The 17,286-nt window shown below is 59.3% G+C and carries 17 protein-coding genes and 1 tRNA gene; 9 read left to right on the top strand and 9 right to left on the bottom strand.

Annotation, left to right across the window (positions count from 1 at the left end; translation table 11 throughout):
- Positions 1 to 60: 60 nt before the first annotated feature.
- The 7 genes from IEV53_RS00360 to IEV53_RS00330 form a co-directional block, all read right to left on the bottom strand.
- Complete coding sequence (locus IEV53_RS00360; RefSeq protein ID WP_188424488.1) at positions 61 to 207, bottom strand: hypothetical protein; 147 nt, start codon at positions 205 to 207, stop codon at positions 61 to 63.
- A gap of 3 nt (positions 208 to 210) precedes the next feature.
- Positions 211 to 1,140, bottom strand: a complete 930-nt coding sequence (locus IEV53_RS00355) for a DnaJ C-terminal domain-containing protein (protein WP_188424486.1) — start codon at positions 1,138 to 1,140, stop codon at positions 211 to 213.
- A 117-nt stretch (positions 1,141 to 1,257) separates the two neighbouring features.
- Positions 1,258 to 2,781 (bottom strand): efflux transporter outer membrane subunit, encoded by a 1,524-nt coding sequence (locus tag IEV53_RS00350; protein WP_188424484.1) that lies wholly within the window; start codon positions 2,779 to 2,781, stop codon positions 1,258 to 1,260.
- A gap of 2 nt (positions 2,782 to 2,783) precedes the next feature.
- Positions 2,784 to 3,695, bottom strand: a complete 912-nt coding sequence (locus IEV53_RS00345; protein ID WP_188424482.1) for an efflux RND transporter periplasmic adaptor subunit — start codon at positions 3,693 to 3,695, stop codon at positions 2,784 to 2,786.
- Between the two features lie 72 nt (positions 3,696 to 3,767).
- A complete protein-coding gene (locus IEV53_RS00340) occupies positions 3,768 to 3,962 on the bottom strand; it encodes a DUF1656 domain-containing protein (protein ID WP_025840443.1) in 195 nt (64 codons plus the stop codon).
- Between the two features lie 268 nt (positions 3,963 to 4,230).
- Positions 4,231 to 4,662 carry a phage holin family protein gene (locus IEV53_RS00335; RefSeq protein ID WP_188424480.1) on the bottom strand — a complete coding sequence of 144 codons (432 nt, stop codon included), beginning with the start codon at positions 4,660 to 4,662 and terminating at the stop codon, positions 4,231 to 4,233.
- Between the two features lie 135 nt (positions 4,663 to 4,797).
- On the bottom strand, positions 4,798 to 5,076 hold the full coding sequence (locus tag IEV53_RS00330) for a hypothetical protein (protein ID WP_188424478.1): 279 nt from the start codon (positions 5,074 to 5,076) through the stop codon (positions 4,798 to 4,800).
- 74 nt (positions 5,077 to 5,150) lie between these two features.
- On the opposite strand from IEV53_RS00330, the gene IEV53_RS00325 reads away from it, so the two are divergent.
- The 9 genes from IEV53_RS00325 to IEV53_RS00285 all read left to right on the top strand — a co-directional run bounded on the left by IEV53_RS00325 (position 5,151) and on the right by IEV53_RS00285 (position 15,154).
- Entirely contained in the window at positions 5,151 to 6,260 is a 1,110-nt protein-coding gene (locus IEV53_RS00325; RefSeq protein WP_188424476.1) for an ABC transporter ATP-binding protein, read from the top strand.
- A gap of 113 nt (positions 6,261 to 6,373) precedes the next feature.
- On the top strand, positions 6,374 to 7,357 hold the full coding sequence (locus IEV53_RS00320) for an extracellular solute-binding protein (RefSeq protein ID WP_188424474.1): 984 nt from the start codon (positions 6,374 to 6,376) through the stop codon (positions 7,355 to 7,357).
- Positions 7,354 to 7,767, top strand: a complete 414-nt coding sequence (locus IEV53_RS00315; protein ID WP_188424472.1) for a hypothetical protein — start codon at positions 7,354 to 7,356, stop codon at positions 7,765 to 7,767. The genes IEV53_RS00320 and IEV53_RS00315 overlap by 4 nt, the downstream gene beginning before the upstream one ends.
- Positions 7,760 to 8,263, top strand: a complete 504-nt coding sequence (locus tag IEV53_RS00310; protein WP_188424471.1) for a YcgN family cysteine cluster protein — start codon at positions 7,760 to 7,762, stop codon at positions 8,261 to 8,263. The genes IEV53_RS00315 and IEV53_RS00310 overlap by 8 nt, the downstream gene beginning before the upstream one ends.
- Entirely contained in the window at positions 8,257 to 8,931 is a 675-nt protein-coding gene (locus IEV53_RS00305) for a M48 family metallopeptidase (RefSeq protein ID WP_188424470.1), read from the top strand. Before IEV53_RS00310 ends, IEV53_RS00305 begins: the two co-directional genes overlap by 7 nt.
- Positions 8,932 to 8,984: 53 nt before the next feature.
- Positions 8,985 to 9,070: transfer RNA gene (locus IEV53_RS00300), tRNA-Leu, on the top strand.
- A 483-nt stretch (positions 9,071 to 9,553) separates the two neighbouring features.
- Positions 9,554 to 11,797: a TonB-dependent siderophore receptor gene (locus IEV53_RS00295; protein ID WP_188424469.1), complete on the top strand. Its 2,244-nt coding sequence runs from the start codon at positions 9,554 to 9,556 to the stop codon at positions 11,795 to 11,797.
- Positions 11,797 to 12,540, top strand: coding sequence for a hypothetical protein (locus tag IEV53_RS00290; RefSeq protein ID WP_188424468.1), 744 nt, complete (start codon positions 11,797 to 11,799; stop codon positions 12,538 to 12,540). The genes IEV53_RS00295 and IEV53_RS00290 overlap by 1 nt, the downstream gene beginning before the upstream one ends.
- Positions 12,541 to 12,865: 325 nt before the next feature.
- The gene (locus tag IEV53_RS00285) at positions 12,866 to 15,154 is read left to right on the top strand and encodes a TonB-dependent receptor (protein ID WP_188424467.1); all 2,289 of its coding nucleotides are present in this window, start codon (positions 12,866 to 12,868) and stop codon (positions 15,152 to 15,154) included.
- On the opposite strand, the gene IEV53_RS00280 is transcribed toward IEV53_RS00285, so the two are convergent.
- A complete protein-coding gene (locus IEV53_RS00280) occupies positions 15,144 to 16,550 on the bottom strand; it encodes a sensor histidine kinase (RefSeq protein ID WP_188424465.1) in 1,407 nt (468 codons plus the stop codon). The genes IEV53_RS00285 and IEV53_RS00280 overlap by 11 nt on opposite strands.
- Entirely contained in the window at positions 16,528 to 17,250 is a 723-nt protein-coding gene (locus IEV53_RS00275) for a response regulator transcription factor (protein WP_229719452.1), read from the bottom strand. The genes IEV53_RS00280 and IEV53_RS00275 overlap by 23 nt, the downstream gene beginning before the upstream one ends.
- Positions 17,251 to 17,286 lie beyond the last annotated feature (36 nt).

The following is a 17,286-nucleotide window of genomic DNA, read 5'->3' as shown; positions in this document are numbered from 1 at the left end:
ATGTCCGGACAAATGAAAATCAGTTGCCCGGAGATATCACACTCATGAGGGAGCGAAAGTCTAAAGTCCCGCCCAGACACCCGAGATACGCATCCCGCCATAGCAGAGCAGGACCAGAAGCGCCGTGGCGAGAAGCGCCACAACCGCTCCCATCACTTCGCGGGTAAAGACCAGTTTCCAGTCGAAAAAGCTGCTCTTCACGGGCATGGATCAGGCCTGTTCGCCCTGAAGCGCCTGCTGCTTGGCCAGAAACTCCTCAAGTGCCGGATCGACCTTGCCGATCCGGACCTGCAACGTAACATAGAGGTTACCCGCCTTGTGTCCGCCATGCTCGGCGACACCGCGCCCACCGAGGCGCAGTACCGTGCCTGTATCGGAATGGGGCGGCACTTTCATGGTCACCTGACCTTTGGGCGTCGGTACCACGATCTTTCCACCCAGAATGGCCGTGCTGAGATCGACTGGCACACTTGCCCGCAGATCGCGCCCCTCTCGCGTATAGACGGTGCTTGGCGTCACCGAGATGGTGATGAGCGCATCACCGGCCGGAGCGCCCTCACCCATTCCCGCAGCGCCCTTGCCACTCAGGCGCAGGGTCTGACCATCTTCGATACCGGCAGGGATCTTGACCTCGACCGTTCCGGCTTCCGGCAAGGTCACACGGCTGGTCGTACCCAGCACGGAATCCTCGAACGAGACAGTCAGCGTATAGGAGCGATCGGCACCGCGACGGCTGCGACGACGGCCACCACCGCCGAAAGGTCCGCCTCCGAAATCGGCCCCGGTGCCGCCACCGCTGAACATGTCGGAAAAGAATGCACCCAGATCTTCCTGGTTGAACTGACCGCCACCGCCGCCAGGGAAACCCTGACCACCGCGGAAACCGCCGCCACCGCCCGGGCCGAACGGACCACGCTCATTGCCCTCGGCATCGATCTCACCGCGGTCGAAACGCGCCCGCTTTTCCTTGTCGCCCAGAATGCCATAGGCAGCACCGACGGCCTTGAAGGCCTCTTCGGCCTTTTTGTTGTTCGGGTTGTGGTCTGGATGATGCTCCTTGGCGAGCTTGCGATAGGCGCTGCGGATCTCCTTATCCGTGGCGCCGCGCGTCAGGCCAAGCGCTGCATAAGGATCTTTCACGCCTGTTTCTCCTCATTATTCGTGAATACTACAGATTTCATACGTTTTATATCGGTCCGGCGCGAAACAATTCAAGAGCGTCCCTCATCCCGGCACCACAAGCTATCGAGACCGGCCCTAGCGGGAAAACGCCTTGGCCAGAATACTCTGCTTGGCGGCATCGATTGGCAAGGCCGTGTCACGCAGGGCCAGACCCTGCCACCCCGCCCCCATGGCGGTATAAAGAGCCACCGTATCGTGCAGACGGGCAGTGCGGGCAACGGCTTCGCGGTCCTGTGCGCCCAGAAGTGTACGCTGGGTGGTCAGCACATTGATGTAATCTGTCAGACCTGCCGCATAGAGACGCCGCGCACGGTCTGCAGCAAGCCCACTATCGATGGATGCCTGATGCAATTGGGCAACGTAATGATCATTATGCAGCCATGACGTCATGGCGTCCTCTACCTCGCGGAAGGCATTGAGTACTGTCTTGCGGTAGGTAAGCCTGCTCGCCTCCGCCCGGGCACGCGCCTCGACAACCTGCGAGGTGAAACGCCCGCCATGCATGACCGGCAGGGTCGCCAGCATCATGAAGGACCAGCTCATCGCGTTGACCTGAAACGCCTGATACATGGCCGAGGCATTCGGGTTGAATGTCAGCGGGATCGAGAATTTCGGATAGAGCTGGGCAACAGCCACGCCGATACGTGCCGTCGCCTCGGCGTAGCCACGCTCGGCCGCGCGGATATCGGGACGGTTGGCCACGACGATAGATGGCAGCGTAGCCGGGAATTGCGGCATGACCGGCAGCGAGGCCGTGCCGTTTGGCAAGGCCTCAAGCTCTGCCTTGAGGTCGCCCGGCATGTCACCAAGCAGCACGCTCACCCCGTGGCTCAACGTATCGACCTGGGATTTCAGCGGCTCGAGCGACGCCAGTTCGCTGTCGAGTTCGCTCTGCGCCTGCGCCGTCTGCAGCGTATTGCCGATACCCTCGAGATAGAGTCGCTTGGTGAGATCGACCTCGCTCTGGGCATTCTTCACATTGGCCTGCGCGATCGCCAGACGCAGCTGCGCCCCTCTGAGCGAGATATAAGCCCGCACCAGATCGGAAAGCAGCGTCATGAGCGTGGCGCGTCGATCTTCGATACTGACATCGATGGCGCGCTCGCTGGCCTCAACCTCACGACGGATGCGACCGAATGCGTCGATCTCCCAGCTGGCCTGAGCGCCATAGGTGAGCACTGACGCCTCGGGGCGGTTCTGGGGATTGCCCGGGCGGATCGGCCAGTTATCGATGTTGATCGAGTAACGGCTCGAACCACCACCTGCATTGGCATCAAGCTGCGGATACCAGGCTGAAGCCGCCTCTTCACGCATTGCGCGCCCGGCGATGATGCGCTGATCGGCAATGAGCAGATCGTAATTGCCCTTAATGGCCTGCGCGACCAGCCTGTTGAGCAGAGAGTCGTTATATTGCCCCCACCACTCCTTCATCTCCGCTTCCGTGCGCGCGATTTCCTCAGGGGTGGCGGCGTGATCGGCCTCGACAAACCCGTCCGGCAGCTTCATGCGGTCAGGGGTGTAGTTCGGACCAACCGTGCAGCCGGCAAGGAGAGAGGCTGCGAGGGCGACGGCGGCGAGCCTGCGTGGGAGAGGAACCATGATCAGAGATGATTCTGGAGCCAGGTGGTCAGTCGCCCGCGCTGACCCTGGGGAGGCGTGCCGACCGTGACGGTGCAGGTCATGCCTGCCGCAAGAATGACCTCAGGCGGGACACGATCGAGGTGGATACGCACCGGAATGCGCTGCGCCAGGCGCACCCAGGTGAAGATCGGGTTGACATCCTGCAGGCCGAGCTTGTCAGGCGAGCCGTTCTGGTCATTGATGCCGCGGGCAATGGAGACCACATGCGCAGGCACGATCTCGCGATACCCCATGAGCTTGACGCGGGCGACGTCACCTACATGCACGCCCCACATCTTCGTCTCTTCGAAATAGGCGTTGATCCAGAAGCTATCGGCATCGATCACCGCCATGCGCGACTGGCCCTCATGCGCGTAATCGCCCACACGCAGGTTGAGGTTGGTCACATAGCCTTCGACAGGTGAATAGACGATCGAACGCTGGAGGTTCAGACGCGCCACATCGAGCGTCGCCCGAGCCGCATTGACCGCGTCCTCCTGCGTCTCGACATTCGAATTGTAGATTTCCTGCTCTTCGGCAGAGACGATACCGTTCAGCCCCATGCGACGCTTGGCGTCATTACGCCGCAGTTTCAGGTCTTCTTCCGCACTGGCGAGATGGGCTTCAGCCTCTCTGATGGCGAGGCGGAACCTAACCGGATCGATGACGAAAAGCGGATCGCCACGATGGACGAAATCATTGTCATGCACCGGCACGCTGACAACCGTACCCGAGACTTCAGGTGCTGCGTCCACAACATAGACACGCACGCGCCCGTCACGCGTCCAGGGGGCAATCATGTAGGTTTCCCACAGCGTGTAGCCCAGAAGGAGCGTCACCCCGAGCACTGCTAATGTCAGGAAAACACGGATCAGCGTACGGGCGAGCAGCACGAAGGAGGTTCCTTGCCATGATGTGAGGGGGTGGATCGGTTTACATGGGAACCCGTAAGAGGCTCTGGCTGTTCAGACATACAGCACCATCAGGCACAACACGCACACATAAAGCGCCACCTCGAAAAGGGCGACATGCCAGAACCACTCGATGGCGCCGGTGCGCCAGAGCAGGAAACGGATGAACAGGGTCACGGGGATCGCGGCAAGCGAATAGACGGCGATGGGAGAGATCAATACGCCGAAAAGATTGAATTCTGCGAGCATCTGCCTCCCTCTTCCCTTTCAGCATCGACCTTTCGGGATCAGAAAGAGGAGAGCATGGCCCGGCTTGATGGAAAAGCGCAGTTCTTCATCATCTCGCCAGGATGCGGACACCAGATGATACGACCTGACCGAACCCGGGGCGCTTCGGACAACCGATCTGAAGCACCTGCCGACAGGTCATAGAAGAAACAGAACGCTCCTGCCAGAAGGCAAACCTGAATTTTGCATTAGATTTCCGGCAAGAATAGTCACAAGCGCTTTATGGCACCTACCGTCGAGCGAAGATATTTCGCAAAGCAACGAAGATCTGCTTGCCGGTAAAACGCCCCACCGGACCAACGAGCAGACCCATCAGGGTCGAAAGCGCAAGTGTCTGCTTGAACTCAATCATCTTGCGGTCGCGGCGCAGACGGGCTTCGAACTCAACCGGGTCGGCGATGTTGCGCGTACCCAGAAGCGCGAAGATGATCACGAAAAGCAGATCGATCCCGAGCACCGAACAGGCAGCGGCGAAGGCTGAGAAATGCAGTACGCTATAGGCGAAGGCCCAGAGTACCGCATGGAACGAGACCAGGGCGAACAGGCCGAAGATGGCGGCAATGATGAAATAGGCAGCACGGCGACCGATGCGCATGGCCACGCGCTGCATCACCTCACCCTGTGCCTTGAGGGCTTCCTGCCCGACATCGATGACCTTCATGGAGATTCGCTAGCCTTTATCGTGTGATCGTATCAGGGGCGAAGCCACAAGATCGGGTCTGAAACAGGACAGACCCCCTTGCCCGCCCCGTATACGGGTTGGAACGAGAGGCCGCCCTGTCTCCGAGAGGACAGCCTATTTGGAGACACGTCCTGCAATAAAGCCAATGACGGCAGAAATCAAAACAGCAGCGATCGGGCGGGCCCGAACGCGTGCTTCAGCATTGTGCAGCTGAACATCGGTGATCTCGCGTGCATTGGCAACTGCCTGATCGGCACGGTCGGCAACATCGAGCAGGGCCGGGTTGATACGGTCCTTCAGAAGCTGTTCAAGCTGGCTCTTGAGGCTGTCGATCTGCTCCTGCGCCGACTTGGCAGCGGCATCGGCGGTGTGCTTGACGTCTGTCTTGCTCATGTCACAACTCCTTGCGCGGCGAGAACCGCGTCTACTGGTTGAGGCTCAAACGCTCTGAAGAGAGGCGAGGTTTCATGTCTGCGTCATCACGTGATCGCAAATTTCCTCTCGTGATCGAGGCGCTTGCCCTTGCAAAGGCTGCGGAGCCGTTCTCCCTGCGCCTCGGTCAGGGAGAAGCGCTCAGCCTTCTGAGCAATGACCCTCAGGGTCTCAGCCTGTTCTGCGATGTGCTTGCGGGTTTTGCGATACCAGAAGGCGGAAGCATTTTCCTCGACGGGCAGGACATTACCAGTATTCCTCCGGAGCAGCGGGGCATTGTGCTGGTCTCACCGAGAGACCCGGTTTTTGGCCATCTCGACGTTGCCGACAATATCGCCCTGGCTCTGCGCGCCAAAGGCGCTGTGGCACAGCTTGTCGATACGACCGTCAAGAAAATGCTGGCCCTTGTCGGCCTTGATGCCCAGAGCAACCAGCGTGCGGATCTGCTGACGCCGGAGCAAGCCGTCAGACTCAAGCTCGCCCGGGCTCTGGCCGGGGCGCCTTCAGTGCTTGTTCTCGACGGATTGTTGAGCGAGCTCGACCTGCGCGCGGCCGGCAAGACGCGCGATCTGGTCGCCAGACTGCAACGAGCGCTTGGGCTGACTCTTGTTCATGCTGCCCGCAGTCGCGAGGATGCGCTCTGGCTTGGCGGACGCATCGCCCTGTTTGACCGGCACGCGCTGGTTCAATGTGCCGACGCAACCACATTGATGGAACGCCCCAGTGACGCCCGCAGTGCCAGCCTGTTCGGCGAGGCCAATCTCCTTACCGGGCGAGTTCTTGAGATCGAGGATGATATCGCCCGCATTCACCTCGCCTGTGGCGGTGTGGTCGAGGCCATGGCCGATGCCGAACTTGCCGAGGATGCGCTGTGTATTCTCTGCATACGTCCTGACCGCATGACCCCTCTTTTCGGCGCCCCCATGGCAGGCGACGACGAGCCCGCCCCGTTGCTGGCAAGCATCCAGTCGGTTCTGCATACGGGTGAACATATCCGCTTCAGATTGCGTCTGGCCGATGGCGGTGAAATCGAGATGCGCCGCCCGCTTCTTCAGTCGATGCGCGGCGTCACCCAGGGTGCCTCGCTGCAACTTGCATGGCAGGCCAGTCAGGCTGTGGCCTTTCCCATGAAAGACGATCTATAAGGGCAGTCCTGCTTTCACCTTCAGCCCGGAAAGGGTGTTTCCTGCACGCGTCTTCACCCTCTTCCAGACATGGCCGCCTGCGCCCTGCTTTGCTGCGACGCGTAGGCTGGGTGATGGCGCTGACATTGTGCCTGCCCCTCTCTGCCCTGGCGACGCCGCATCACGCCGCGCATCATGTCGTGCGTCATGCCAAGGCAAAGAAAGCCAGCCGCACAGCCGCCACAGCCCGGCCCGTTCTAGCCGTCATATCGGGCAGTATCGACGCGCATTCGCTTCTGATGCCCGACCAGCCCTATCCGCTGCGCGAGTGGGATGGCAGTCTCGCCACATTGCGTGCGACCGCTCAGGCGCGTACGGCCCCCTGGCTGGCCGCCATGATCGACAACACCACGCTTTATGCTGCCTGCCGTGATGGCGTGGTGCAGACCCTGCCTGCGCCGAGCCCATCGCCTGCCTCACATATGGCCGCCACGTCTCCCTGCGGTATTCAGGCTGGGGAAGAAAGCATCGTTCTGGCCTGGGATCGCGGGCGTCTGGGGGATACGGCACCGGACTGGAGCGATTTCTGGGATATTGCCCGCCATCCGGGCAAGCGCGCCCTGCGCCTTGACCCGCGTGGCACGCTGGAGATCGCGCTCATGGCGGACGGGGTCGCACCGCGCGACGTCTATAGCGTTCTTTCCTCCCCTTCAGGGGTTGAACGTGCCTTTCGCAAGCTCGACCAGCTCAAACCCTATCTCGTGTGGTGGCGCACCGCCGAAGAAGCAAGCCGCATCATGAACAGCGGTGCAGCCCTCATGCTCTCGACCCCGTTCGACCGACTGGCCGATCTGGGTCCGAAAGTCTCGTTTGCGGCCCAGTGGCGTCAGTCACTTCGCCAGAAGCTGTCTTGGGCGATCCCTCGCAATGTGCCCTCCGATCAGACAGACGCAATCATCAAGATGCTGCGCGATCAGACGCCGCTGCATGACGACACGCAGGATGCCCCTCAGGATGGACGCGATCTGGGCAGTCTAGCGATGAGCGACAGTTTCTGGGCCATCAACTTCGACGCCCTGCAAAAACGTTTTCAGACCTGGCTGACCGCGACGCCATGATGGTCGCGCTTGCGCTCCTTGTTGCAGGAGCGGCCTTCTGTCTTGTTGTTCTTGCCCTGTTACGGGTGATCGCACCAGGGGCCTTGCCACGCCTTCTCGTTGCAAGTGCCTCCGGCGGGTTGGTCGGCGCATGCTGGCTGAGCGTCATCCGGACAGGGGCTGTGCATAAGGGCGCGCTGTTTGGCGCGGGCTTTCTGATTGTTCCCTTCTGTCTGTTACCCGTCACCCTGCGTCTTTCAGGCAAAATCGAGGGGCTTTCCCGCGCCGCAGCGGGGTTGGGGATGGGGCGTTCAGCCAGGATACGCCATTTATGGCTGCCGCTGTTGCGTCTGCCAGTAGCCCTGTCCGGCCTTTGCTTTGCCTTCTGTCTGACGCTTTGCCTGTTTCTTGCGAGCTTCACCCATGGCTGACTCTGCGCTCCCCTTCTGGCAGACCACCTCTCTTTCAGACATGAGCAAAGAGCAGTGGGAATCACTCTGCGATGGCTGCGGCAAATGCTGCCTGCACAAGCTGCGCGATGAGGAAACCGATGCGATCTATTTTACAAATGTCGCATGCCGCCTGCTCGACCTCGAATCCTGCCGCTGCTCCAGCTATGAGACCCGTTTTCGCAAGGTGCCGGACTGCGTCTCGCTTACCCCGGACATTCTGGCCGATATCGACTGGTTGCCGCCAAGCTGCGCCTATATTCTGATACGCGATGGTCAGGATCTGCCTGAATGGCATCCGTTGCGATCCGGCTCTGCAGAATCCATCCATGAAGCGGGTATTTCCGGACGCGGCAAGATGATCAGCGAACGTGAAGCTGGTTTGCTCGAAGATCATCTTGTCGACTGGCCCGCGGAGATCCCCGCAGGCGTTGCGCGCAAAAAACGCAGGCGCAAGCCGCGCAAGACCCCGTGGTAAATACGGGAGACCGTCCCATCCTCTGGCGTCGCTCTGCGCGAGCGCGCCGCCTCTCGCTGCGCATAGACCCTGTGCTGCGACAAGCCGTGGTTACCTGCCCCCTCTCGCTCTCGCTCAAACGCGCCGAGGAGTTTGTTTCTGCACATTCGGTCTGGATAGACGAGAAACTCGCTGCACTGCCTGCAGCGCCGAGGCTTGTCCCTTTGCAGACGGTCACACTTAATGACCATGAAATCACCCTGCATCACGACCCGGATCAGCGCCGGCCGGCGTTACTGGAAGCGTCACGCCTGACGATAGGCGGTGCGATCGACCGCTTCGAGACGCGCGTCCTGTTTTTCATGAAACATCAGTCAGCCATTAGCCTGCCCCCGCAACTCAGCCAGCATGCCGTTACAATGGGATGTCACCCCACCAGTGTCGTGTGCAGCAATGCCCGGACACGCTGGGGAAGCTGCGCCCGCACGGGCCGGATCATGCTCAATTGGCGCCTCGCCCTGATGCCCCGAAACGTGCGCGACTACGTCATGATTCATGAACTCGCCCATCTTACGCATTTCGACCACAGCCTTGCATTCTGGCGACATGTAGAGCGTTTTTATCCCGAGAGGCGCGACGCACAGAACTGGCTCAAGAAGCACGGTGCAGGACTGCTCGCCCTCGGCTGACCATTGGGGATTTGCACACCCCCTCCCCCGTGCTAGAGGCAAGCCCGTGCTGTGCGAACTTGGCGGAATGGTAGACGCACGAGACTTAAAATCTCGAGTCCTTCGGGGCGTATGGGTTCGAGTCCCATAGTTCGCACCACTATCTCATTGCATATGATTGTGTTTTTTGATTTTTTGAAACGTCGGACTGAGCCTCCTCAAAGACCGCCGTGCGGTTACAGGCCTGAGGGTAGAGGGATACTGCCCCCCAAAGAGACAGCCTGTGTTCCGTAACAGGCTGGACCCGACGACAACTCAGCTTCCTGTGACGGCGGAACAGATCGTTGTGCACATAGCTGCTGTAGTCATTCCGGATCGAAGGTGGAACGCGCAAAGACCGGTCAAGAATCACGATACGCCTCAGCAGATGCTCGAATGTTGTTTTTTTAGACCACCCAATCGCTGCAAGAGTCATTTGAAATCACGAGATCCAGGCGCAGCCTTAAACTTTCCCAATCTTGGCACTTATCCGTGTTTTTGCGAATGATTTGCATGTAGTGACGCCGCGAATTGACGCTGCGGCCTTGCCTTCACCCTTCGCACAAGAGGCGTAAAGGCCGCACGGCGTCTCGTGCGGAGTGTCATGAAAAAATACTATTTTCCTTTACTCTCTCTGGGCACCATGCCTTTTGCCGTCGTGGCAGCGCCTCTGGCATATGAGCCTCCCAAGGCCGAAAAAGCCTCGGCCGCGCCGGTCCGCCAGCAGAGCGCCCCAGCCCCGGCACACGCCTCCCCGGTCCCGACACAGCAAAAACCGGATGAGCTGATTACCGTCACAGGGCGTGCGACACCCCCGCCGGAAATTACCGACACACGCTATCTCCCGACGCCCGACGCATCGACCCTGCGCACGACCACATCGGTGCTGAATATTCCTCAGGTGGTCAATATCGTGTCGCAGCAGGTGATCCGCGATCAGGAACCGCGCAATCTCGACGATGCCCTCATCAATGTCAGCGGCATCACCCAGGGCAATACGCTGGCCGGCACGCAGGACACCATCATGAAGCGTGGCTTTGGCGGCAATCGTGACGGCTCGATCATGCATAACGGCATGCCGCTGGTACAGGGTCGTGGTTTCAACGCGGCGGCGAATAGTGTGGAAGTGCTTAAAGGCCCGTCTTCCCTGCTCTACGGCATCATGGATCCGGGCGGGGTGATCAACATCGTCAGCAAGAAGCCGCGTCTTCAGGCCAGGACCATCGCTTCGGTCATGGGCTCGACCTATGGACGGGGCAAAGACGGCTTTGAAGGTATGCTCGACTCAACCGGACCAATCGGCAAGGGCAAGCTGGCCTATCGTCTGGTGCTCGACCGTATTGCCGAAGATTACTGGCGCAGTTTCGGCATGCATCAGGAAACACTCATCGCACCATCGCTGGCATGGCTCGGTAAAAAGACCCAGATTACCGCCTGGTACGAGTTTCGCGATTTTCTTTATCCCTTCGATCGCGGCACTGCGCTCGATCCGCGAACCGGAAGCCCGCTTGCCATTCCGGCCACCCGCCGTCTGGACGAAAACTTCAATCGCATGACCGGTCAGAGCCATCTCGGCCAGATATCGCTCGATCATCGCTTCGGCGCCGGTTGGTCAGCCCATGTCAATTTCAGCTATAATCAGGAAACCTATGACGCCAATCAGTTGCGGGTTACAGGCGTCAACGTGACCAAGGGCACGTTGAGCCGCAGCAATGACGCTACCCATGGTGCTTTCAGTTCGGACACCTATGGCACGGCCTATCTCGATGGCCCGATCAGGATCGGCAATTTCAAGCAGACAATCCAGATCGGTATGGATGGCGAATACCGGCTGATTTACCGCAAGGATCTGCTGCGTCAGTCGAGCAAATATACATTCAGCTATCTCAAACCGGTTTACGGGCTGGAGAACCCGTCATCCACCGTGTCGGCAAGCGACAGCGATCAGACCGATAATCTGCATGATTATTCCGGTTTTCTGCGCGATACATTCAAGCTCGGCGAGCGCTGGGTCGTGGTCGGTGGTGTGCGTTATCTCAGCTATCGTCAGATTGCCGGTCGCGGACGCCCCTTCAAAGCGAATACCGATATCGGCGACGGCGCCTTTCTTCCCCAGGCCGGGCTGGTTTATCGCGCTGCGCCTGCGTGGTCGCTCTATGCCAGCTATACGCAGTCGCTCAAACCAGCCTCGACCATCGCCCCTCTCTCCAGCGGCCTTGTGTTGGGCTCAGGCTTCCAGCCGGAAAAAGGCCGCTCCTACGAGTTCGGTGCAAAAATGGCGCTGCATGATCGTCTGACTGGCACGCTTGCCTTTTACGACATCCACAAGCGCAATGTGCTCGTTTCGCAATATAACGACGCCACCAAGCAGACCGATTATCGTACGGCCGGCGCCGCACGTTCGCGCGGCATCGAATTCGATCTGGCCGGTCGGGTCACGAAGCGCCTGAGCATGATCGGCAGCTACGCCTATCTCGACGGGGCCACCACCAAGGACCCGCTCTACGCCGGCAAGCAGCTCTGGAATGCAGCGCGCCATACCGCTTCTATGGGGCTGGCCTATGATCTCGGCCCGGTCTTTGGCGAAGACAAGCTGCGCTTTGGCGGCGACGCACATTATGTTGGACGCAGGGCGGGCGACTCAGCCAACAGCTTTTTCCTGCCCGGATATGTTACCGGTGATCTGTTTGCCACCTATGACAGGGTGATCGCGCGTCACGATGTCAACTTCCAGTTCAACATCAAGAACCTCTCGAATGCAGTCTATTATCCGTCTGGCGTGAACAGCTATTTCGTCTCACTTGGCGAAGCACGACGCTTCTCCTTGCGCACCATGGTGGCCTTCTGATGAAGATTTCAGTCGTTTTCCCTCTGGCTCTGGGCCTCCTGACAATCGCGACGCCACGGCCTGCCCAGGCAGCGGCATTGAAAAGCATTGCCTATCTCTGCAAGCTGGAAGGGCCCAATCGCGCGGTCGATGATGCCGCCATCGCCCATATCACCAGCCTTGATTATAGCGTCCATACGCTCGGAGAGGCGACCCGACCGGAAGAGGTAAAAGAGGATATGGTCGTTCTTTCCTCAACTGTTTCGGGCAAGAACGTCAGTCCTGCCTGGCGCTTTGCCCCCAAACCACTTCTGACCTGGGAGAACGACAGTCTCGATGACCTTGCCATGACTGGCAAACGTCATGATGTCGATTTCGGCGAAACGGAAAAAGAACGCTATCTCTGGCTCGTCAACGCCCCTCACCCCATGAGCGGCGGCCTTCCGCCCGGCATTGCGAATGTCTATGCAAAGCAGAACCCGATGAGCTGGGGCAAGCCGGGGCTCGGCGCAACCATTATCGCTACGGTCTATGGACAGCCTGAAAAAGCCGCGATTTTCGGCTATGAAAAAGGGGCAACCATGAATTATGAATCCCTCGCGCCAGCGCGACGAACCATGGTCTTTCTCGATAACGCGACTTTCACCGCGCTCTCACCCCAAGGCCTCTGCCTTTTCGACTCTGCCCTTCTCTGGACAGGATACCGGACCGAGCAGGCTGCCTCATGCGTCATCAGTCAGAACAGCGGCGCCAGACATCCCTGATCTCATCCTCACGAAACTGTAGCGTCGCACCACGGCAGAAAGTCGGCACGCTTATCGAACCGTCGCAATCCCGGGGGCCATGCCTATAGCATACAGGCGTGGTATCGGACGATTCCCAAATAAGAAGCTTTCCGGAAACAGGATTCTACTACCGGAAAAATGCTCTTCTCTTTCGCCTGCGCAAGATTTTTTACCGCGCAGAGTGCGCAAAAACACTCCTCCTCCTTCAGTTCAAATTAAGCTTTCCCAATCTTGGTCCTAATCATTTACCCGGAAACAGAAAGACACATAGCAATTGCGTCGCGTTCTCATCATGTAGGTTGCCATGCTATCCGTTTCCCGTCCGATATTTTCCGCCACCCGATCCTTCGTCGCGCTTTGTCTGATCACGACGGCGCTTTCGCCGTCAGTCCATGCCGCGGCCGCATTGGCAGACACGACCTCTCAGCCTGCGAGCGAGACGAAAGACGGGGGCGTACCGAAAGCCTCGCAAGGCGCGAAGGCTGCCAATTACGAGGCCGGGAAAGAAAAAGCCGGTCAGGAACATCTTACCGTCATCGGGAAATCGCATCCCCTCCTCACAGGGCCTTCCCCAAACCGAAAATTCACGGCCTCGCTGCTCGACACACCCAGCTCGGTTTCGGTTGTGACCAAAGAGCAGATGAAGCTGGTCAATGCGACCTCATTCGAAGACGCCATGCGCACCGTGCCAGGGGTCAGTTTTCGTGGCGGCGATGCCTATGCCATTCCGGGCGGCAATTACCCTGTCATTCGCGGCTTTGGCTCATACAGCAACATGTTTATCGACGGGCTGCGCGATAGTGGCGTGAGCCAGCGTGAAGTCTTCGACGTTGAAGAGATGGAGGTGCTCAAGGGACCGGGCTCAGTCTATGGCGGTCGCGGCGGTCTGGGTGGGCAGATCAATATCACCAGCAAGAAAGCCCAGCTTGGCAATCTGACCTCTGGCCAGATCGGCTTCGGCACAGCCGCCTACAAGCGTGGCACGATCGATATCAACCGCCAGATCGGTTCATCGACCGCGTTTCGTCTCAATGCGATGGGGGCCGATGGTGACACGGCAGGACGTGCGCCGATCGGCGGGCATAGATGGGGCGTTTCCCCCTCACTCGCTTTCGGCCTTGGCACGAAGACGCGCCTGACACTTGGCTATTACCATCTCTATTCTTTCGACATGCCGGACTATTCCGCGCCCTATAGCAAGATCACCCATGAGCCGCTGAAAATCCCTCGCAGCACTGTTCTCGGGCTGGAAGATCGCGATTTTGAGCGCAGCACCACCGATCTCGGCCAGATCATCCTCGAGCGCGACCTGTTCAAGGACTTCATGTTCAGGAACACGCTGCAATGGACCAGCACGCAATACGATTATATCGCCACCAACCCGCAATGGCAGAGCACGGCCGTCAACAACCAGACCATCCTTCTCGAAGCCAAATCCGGCAAGTTCCATACGGATAATTTTCAGGAACAGGCCATGGTCTCAGGGACATTCGACACGGGGCCGATCCATCATGCCATCAATACCGGCATTGAACTCTCGCGCGAACGTCTCACACGCAATGAATATTATGTGGTCGATTCAGGCGGTCATAATCTGCGTAATGGCGGCCCCTGCACCATCGCCTATAATTGTATCTCAGCCACCAATCTCGGCAGCTGGAGCGCCCATAACCCCTGGCTCGGCTCCTATACGCTCGGTGAGCCGGGCATCGCGCCGCTGAACACGAACGTCACCACCGGCTCGGCCTATGCCTTTGACACGATGAGCATGTTGCGCGACCACCTGCTCATCAATGGCGGCGTGCGCTTCGACCGTTTCATGACCTCTGCGGTTCAGGGTAATGTCGGGCTCAGCAATAACCAGAGCTTCATCAATTATCAGGCGGGCGCGGTCTATAAGCCGATCAAGCCGGTCAGCCTGTATTTTTCCTATGCCACAGCCTCCAATCCCGTCGGGGTGGATGCCGGGGCCGATGGCCAGATCGCGCTCTCGACCGCAAACAACAAACTCGCCCCGCAGAACGGCAAGAATATCGAGGTGGGCGCCAAGGCCGATCTGTTCAACGGGCGCTTTTCCATCACTAGTTCTCTGTTCGACGGCAAGATGACCAATGCGCAGGTGTCGGATGGCTATGGCAACCAGATCGATGCTGGAACGCAGCGTGTTCGTGGTGCTGAAATCAACGTTGCGGGCAGTATTACCCCGAAATGGGAGATGTTCGGTGGCTGGACCTATCTCGACAGCACCGTCATCCATGGCGGCCCGACCAAGGCCAATGTCGGCAAGCGCTTTCCCTATACACCGGGCAATTCAATTGCGTTGTGGAGCACTTACAAGATCCTGCCACGTCTCAAGGCAGGCGGCGGCCTGACCTATATGAGCAAGCGCTACACCAATGTGAACAACCAGACCTGGGTGCCTGGCTATGTCCGGCTCGACATGGTGGCCGATTACCAGATCACGCGAGCACTCGATCTGCAGGCAAATCTGCAGAACCTGACCAATAAACGCTATTACGACCGTGTATATGTAAATTACTCACGTATTGCGGCCGGTCGCGCCGTGACCTGCCAGTTGACCCTCAGGATGTAGGCTGCAGCGGCAGACGCACCACGCATCGCAGACCGGGGCCATTATCCTCCAGCGTGATTGCCCCGCCATGAAGTTGCGCCACCGCACGCACGAGACTAAGACCGATCCCGTTACCGGGCACATGCCGACTGGCATCGAGACGCAGCATTTTTTCGAAAACACGCTCTCGATCTTCTGGTGCAATGCCCGGCCCCGTATCGCTGACCAGAATAACGGCCTCACCGCCCTCCGGAGCCGCTGAGAGCGTGATGCAGCTTCCAACCGGCACATGCAGCATGGCATTTTCGAGCAGATTGGAGACCATCTGCGTCAGCAACACCCTATTGCCATGAACCACCATCGGCCGGTCGGCCGAGGAATAACGCCAGATCTGGCCGTTTTGCTCGATTGTCGGGCCATAAAGCGCGGCAAGCATGTGAAGGACCTGCGCCAGGTCAACCAACTGTCCATCAGGGATCTGTCTGTAAGCCTCGAGCTGCGCCAGTTTGAGCAGTGACGCGAAAATCTCCAGCGCCTCATTGAGGCTGGCACGGGCCAGATCGAGCGCTGCCCCTGCTTCCGGCACCGTCACCGCCGCTTCCGCCACGTCGAGATGACGTCCCAGATGCGCCAGAGGACGGCGCATGTCATGCGCGATGTCATCCGTCACCTGTCTCACACGCGTTACGAGGGCCTCGTTGCGGTCGAGCATCGCATTGAGACTGGCTGACAGATGATTGAATTCGTCATCCATCTCGGTCAGGGGAAGACGCCGGGAAAGATCGCCCTGCATGATCTCGCGCGCCGTGTGGCTGATCAGGTCGATCCGTCGCAGCAGCAAGCGGCTCATCGCAAAGCCGCCTGCCACGCCGATGACCAGAAACCCGGTGCCGCACCAGAGCAGCGTCATGAAAAACCCATGGCGAAGGGTCTGAAGCGGTGTGCCCTCCATCCCGACAAAAAGATAGCCGCCATCGTCGAGCAAGGTGCCGTAGCCAAGCACAGGGCGGCGATCGGGGGGCGAGGTACGGTGCGTCCATGAGAGCATGCGCCACCCCGGATGCGGCCGCAGATGGAACATGTTCCCTACAGCCACGACCTGCTTCGCATCCTGAAGAAGGTAATAGAACCCCGGCTCGCTTTGCACGAAATCACGCATGACCGGCACGAGATGCGGCACATCCTGATGCTTGGCATCGGCCAGCGCCTCGTTACGCTCGTTTATCACGGTCTCTCGCATCTGCCGGTCTAGTTGGCTGATGCCACGCGTGCCCGACCAGATCACCCCGGCGAGACCGCAGACAACCAGGCACCCGGCAAAGGAGGCGATGATACGAAAGGACGAGCTTTTCAGAACCGAAAGCGGCCTGTGCCCCGGCTCGGGCTTGCCGGGTTCAGCCATGCCCGCGCAGGACATAACCCTGCCCTTTCACCGTATGAAGCAATGCGGGCGCCTCACGCCCCAGTCGTTCACGCAGCCGGCTGACATGAGTCTCGACGAGATTGGTATGCACTGGGAAATCAATGCCCCAGACATGCTGCAACAGCATGGCACGGGAGATGACGATCAGGGGATGCCGCATGAAATATTCCAGAAGCCTCAGCTCCTGTGACTGGATGTAGAGCTTCACACCACGACGGAAGACCTCGCGCCTGACCAGATCCAGCTCCAGATCGGCAAAAACGAGCCGCGCCGTATTGAGCGGCTGCTCGGCACGACGCAGCAGGGTCTCTATGCGAGCTTTGAGTTCGGGAAGGGCGAAAGGCTTGACCAGATAGTCATCGGCCCCGCTGCGCAGGCCTTCGACCCTGTCTCTCACCCCATCCATGGTGGTGAGAAACAGGACCGGACACTCGAGCCCTGACAGCCTGATCTCTTTCAGAATGGACAGACCGTCGACCCCGGGAAGGCGCCGATCGAGCACGATGCAATCCCACCCGCCTTCGAGCGCCAGCGCCTTGCCTCTAAGCCCCTCTTCAGCGCAGGTCACCTGCAGCCCCCAGCCTGCCATGGCCTCACTGGCATAGATGGCCAGAGCCCTGTCATCCTCGGCAAACAGGACACGTCTTACAGGAGAGGCACCTTGGAGAGACGATGCGCAGGGGGGCTGAGACAAGGCTTCACTCACTCGATAACAACAAGCTGCCAGTAC

It is taken from the genome of Asaia siamensis, assembly GCF_014635085.1.
In the GTDB taxonomy this organism is placed as follows: domain Bacteria; phylum Pseudomonadota; class Alphaproteobacteria; order Acetobacterales; family Acetobacteraceae; genus Asaia; species Asaia siamensis.
Note: the sequence above shows the minus strand (reverse complement) of the source record. Positions and strands in the feature narration are given on the sequence as shown.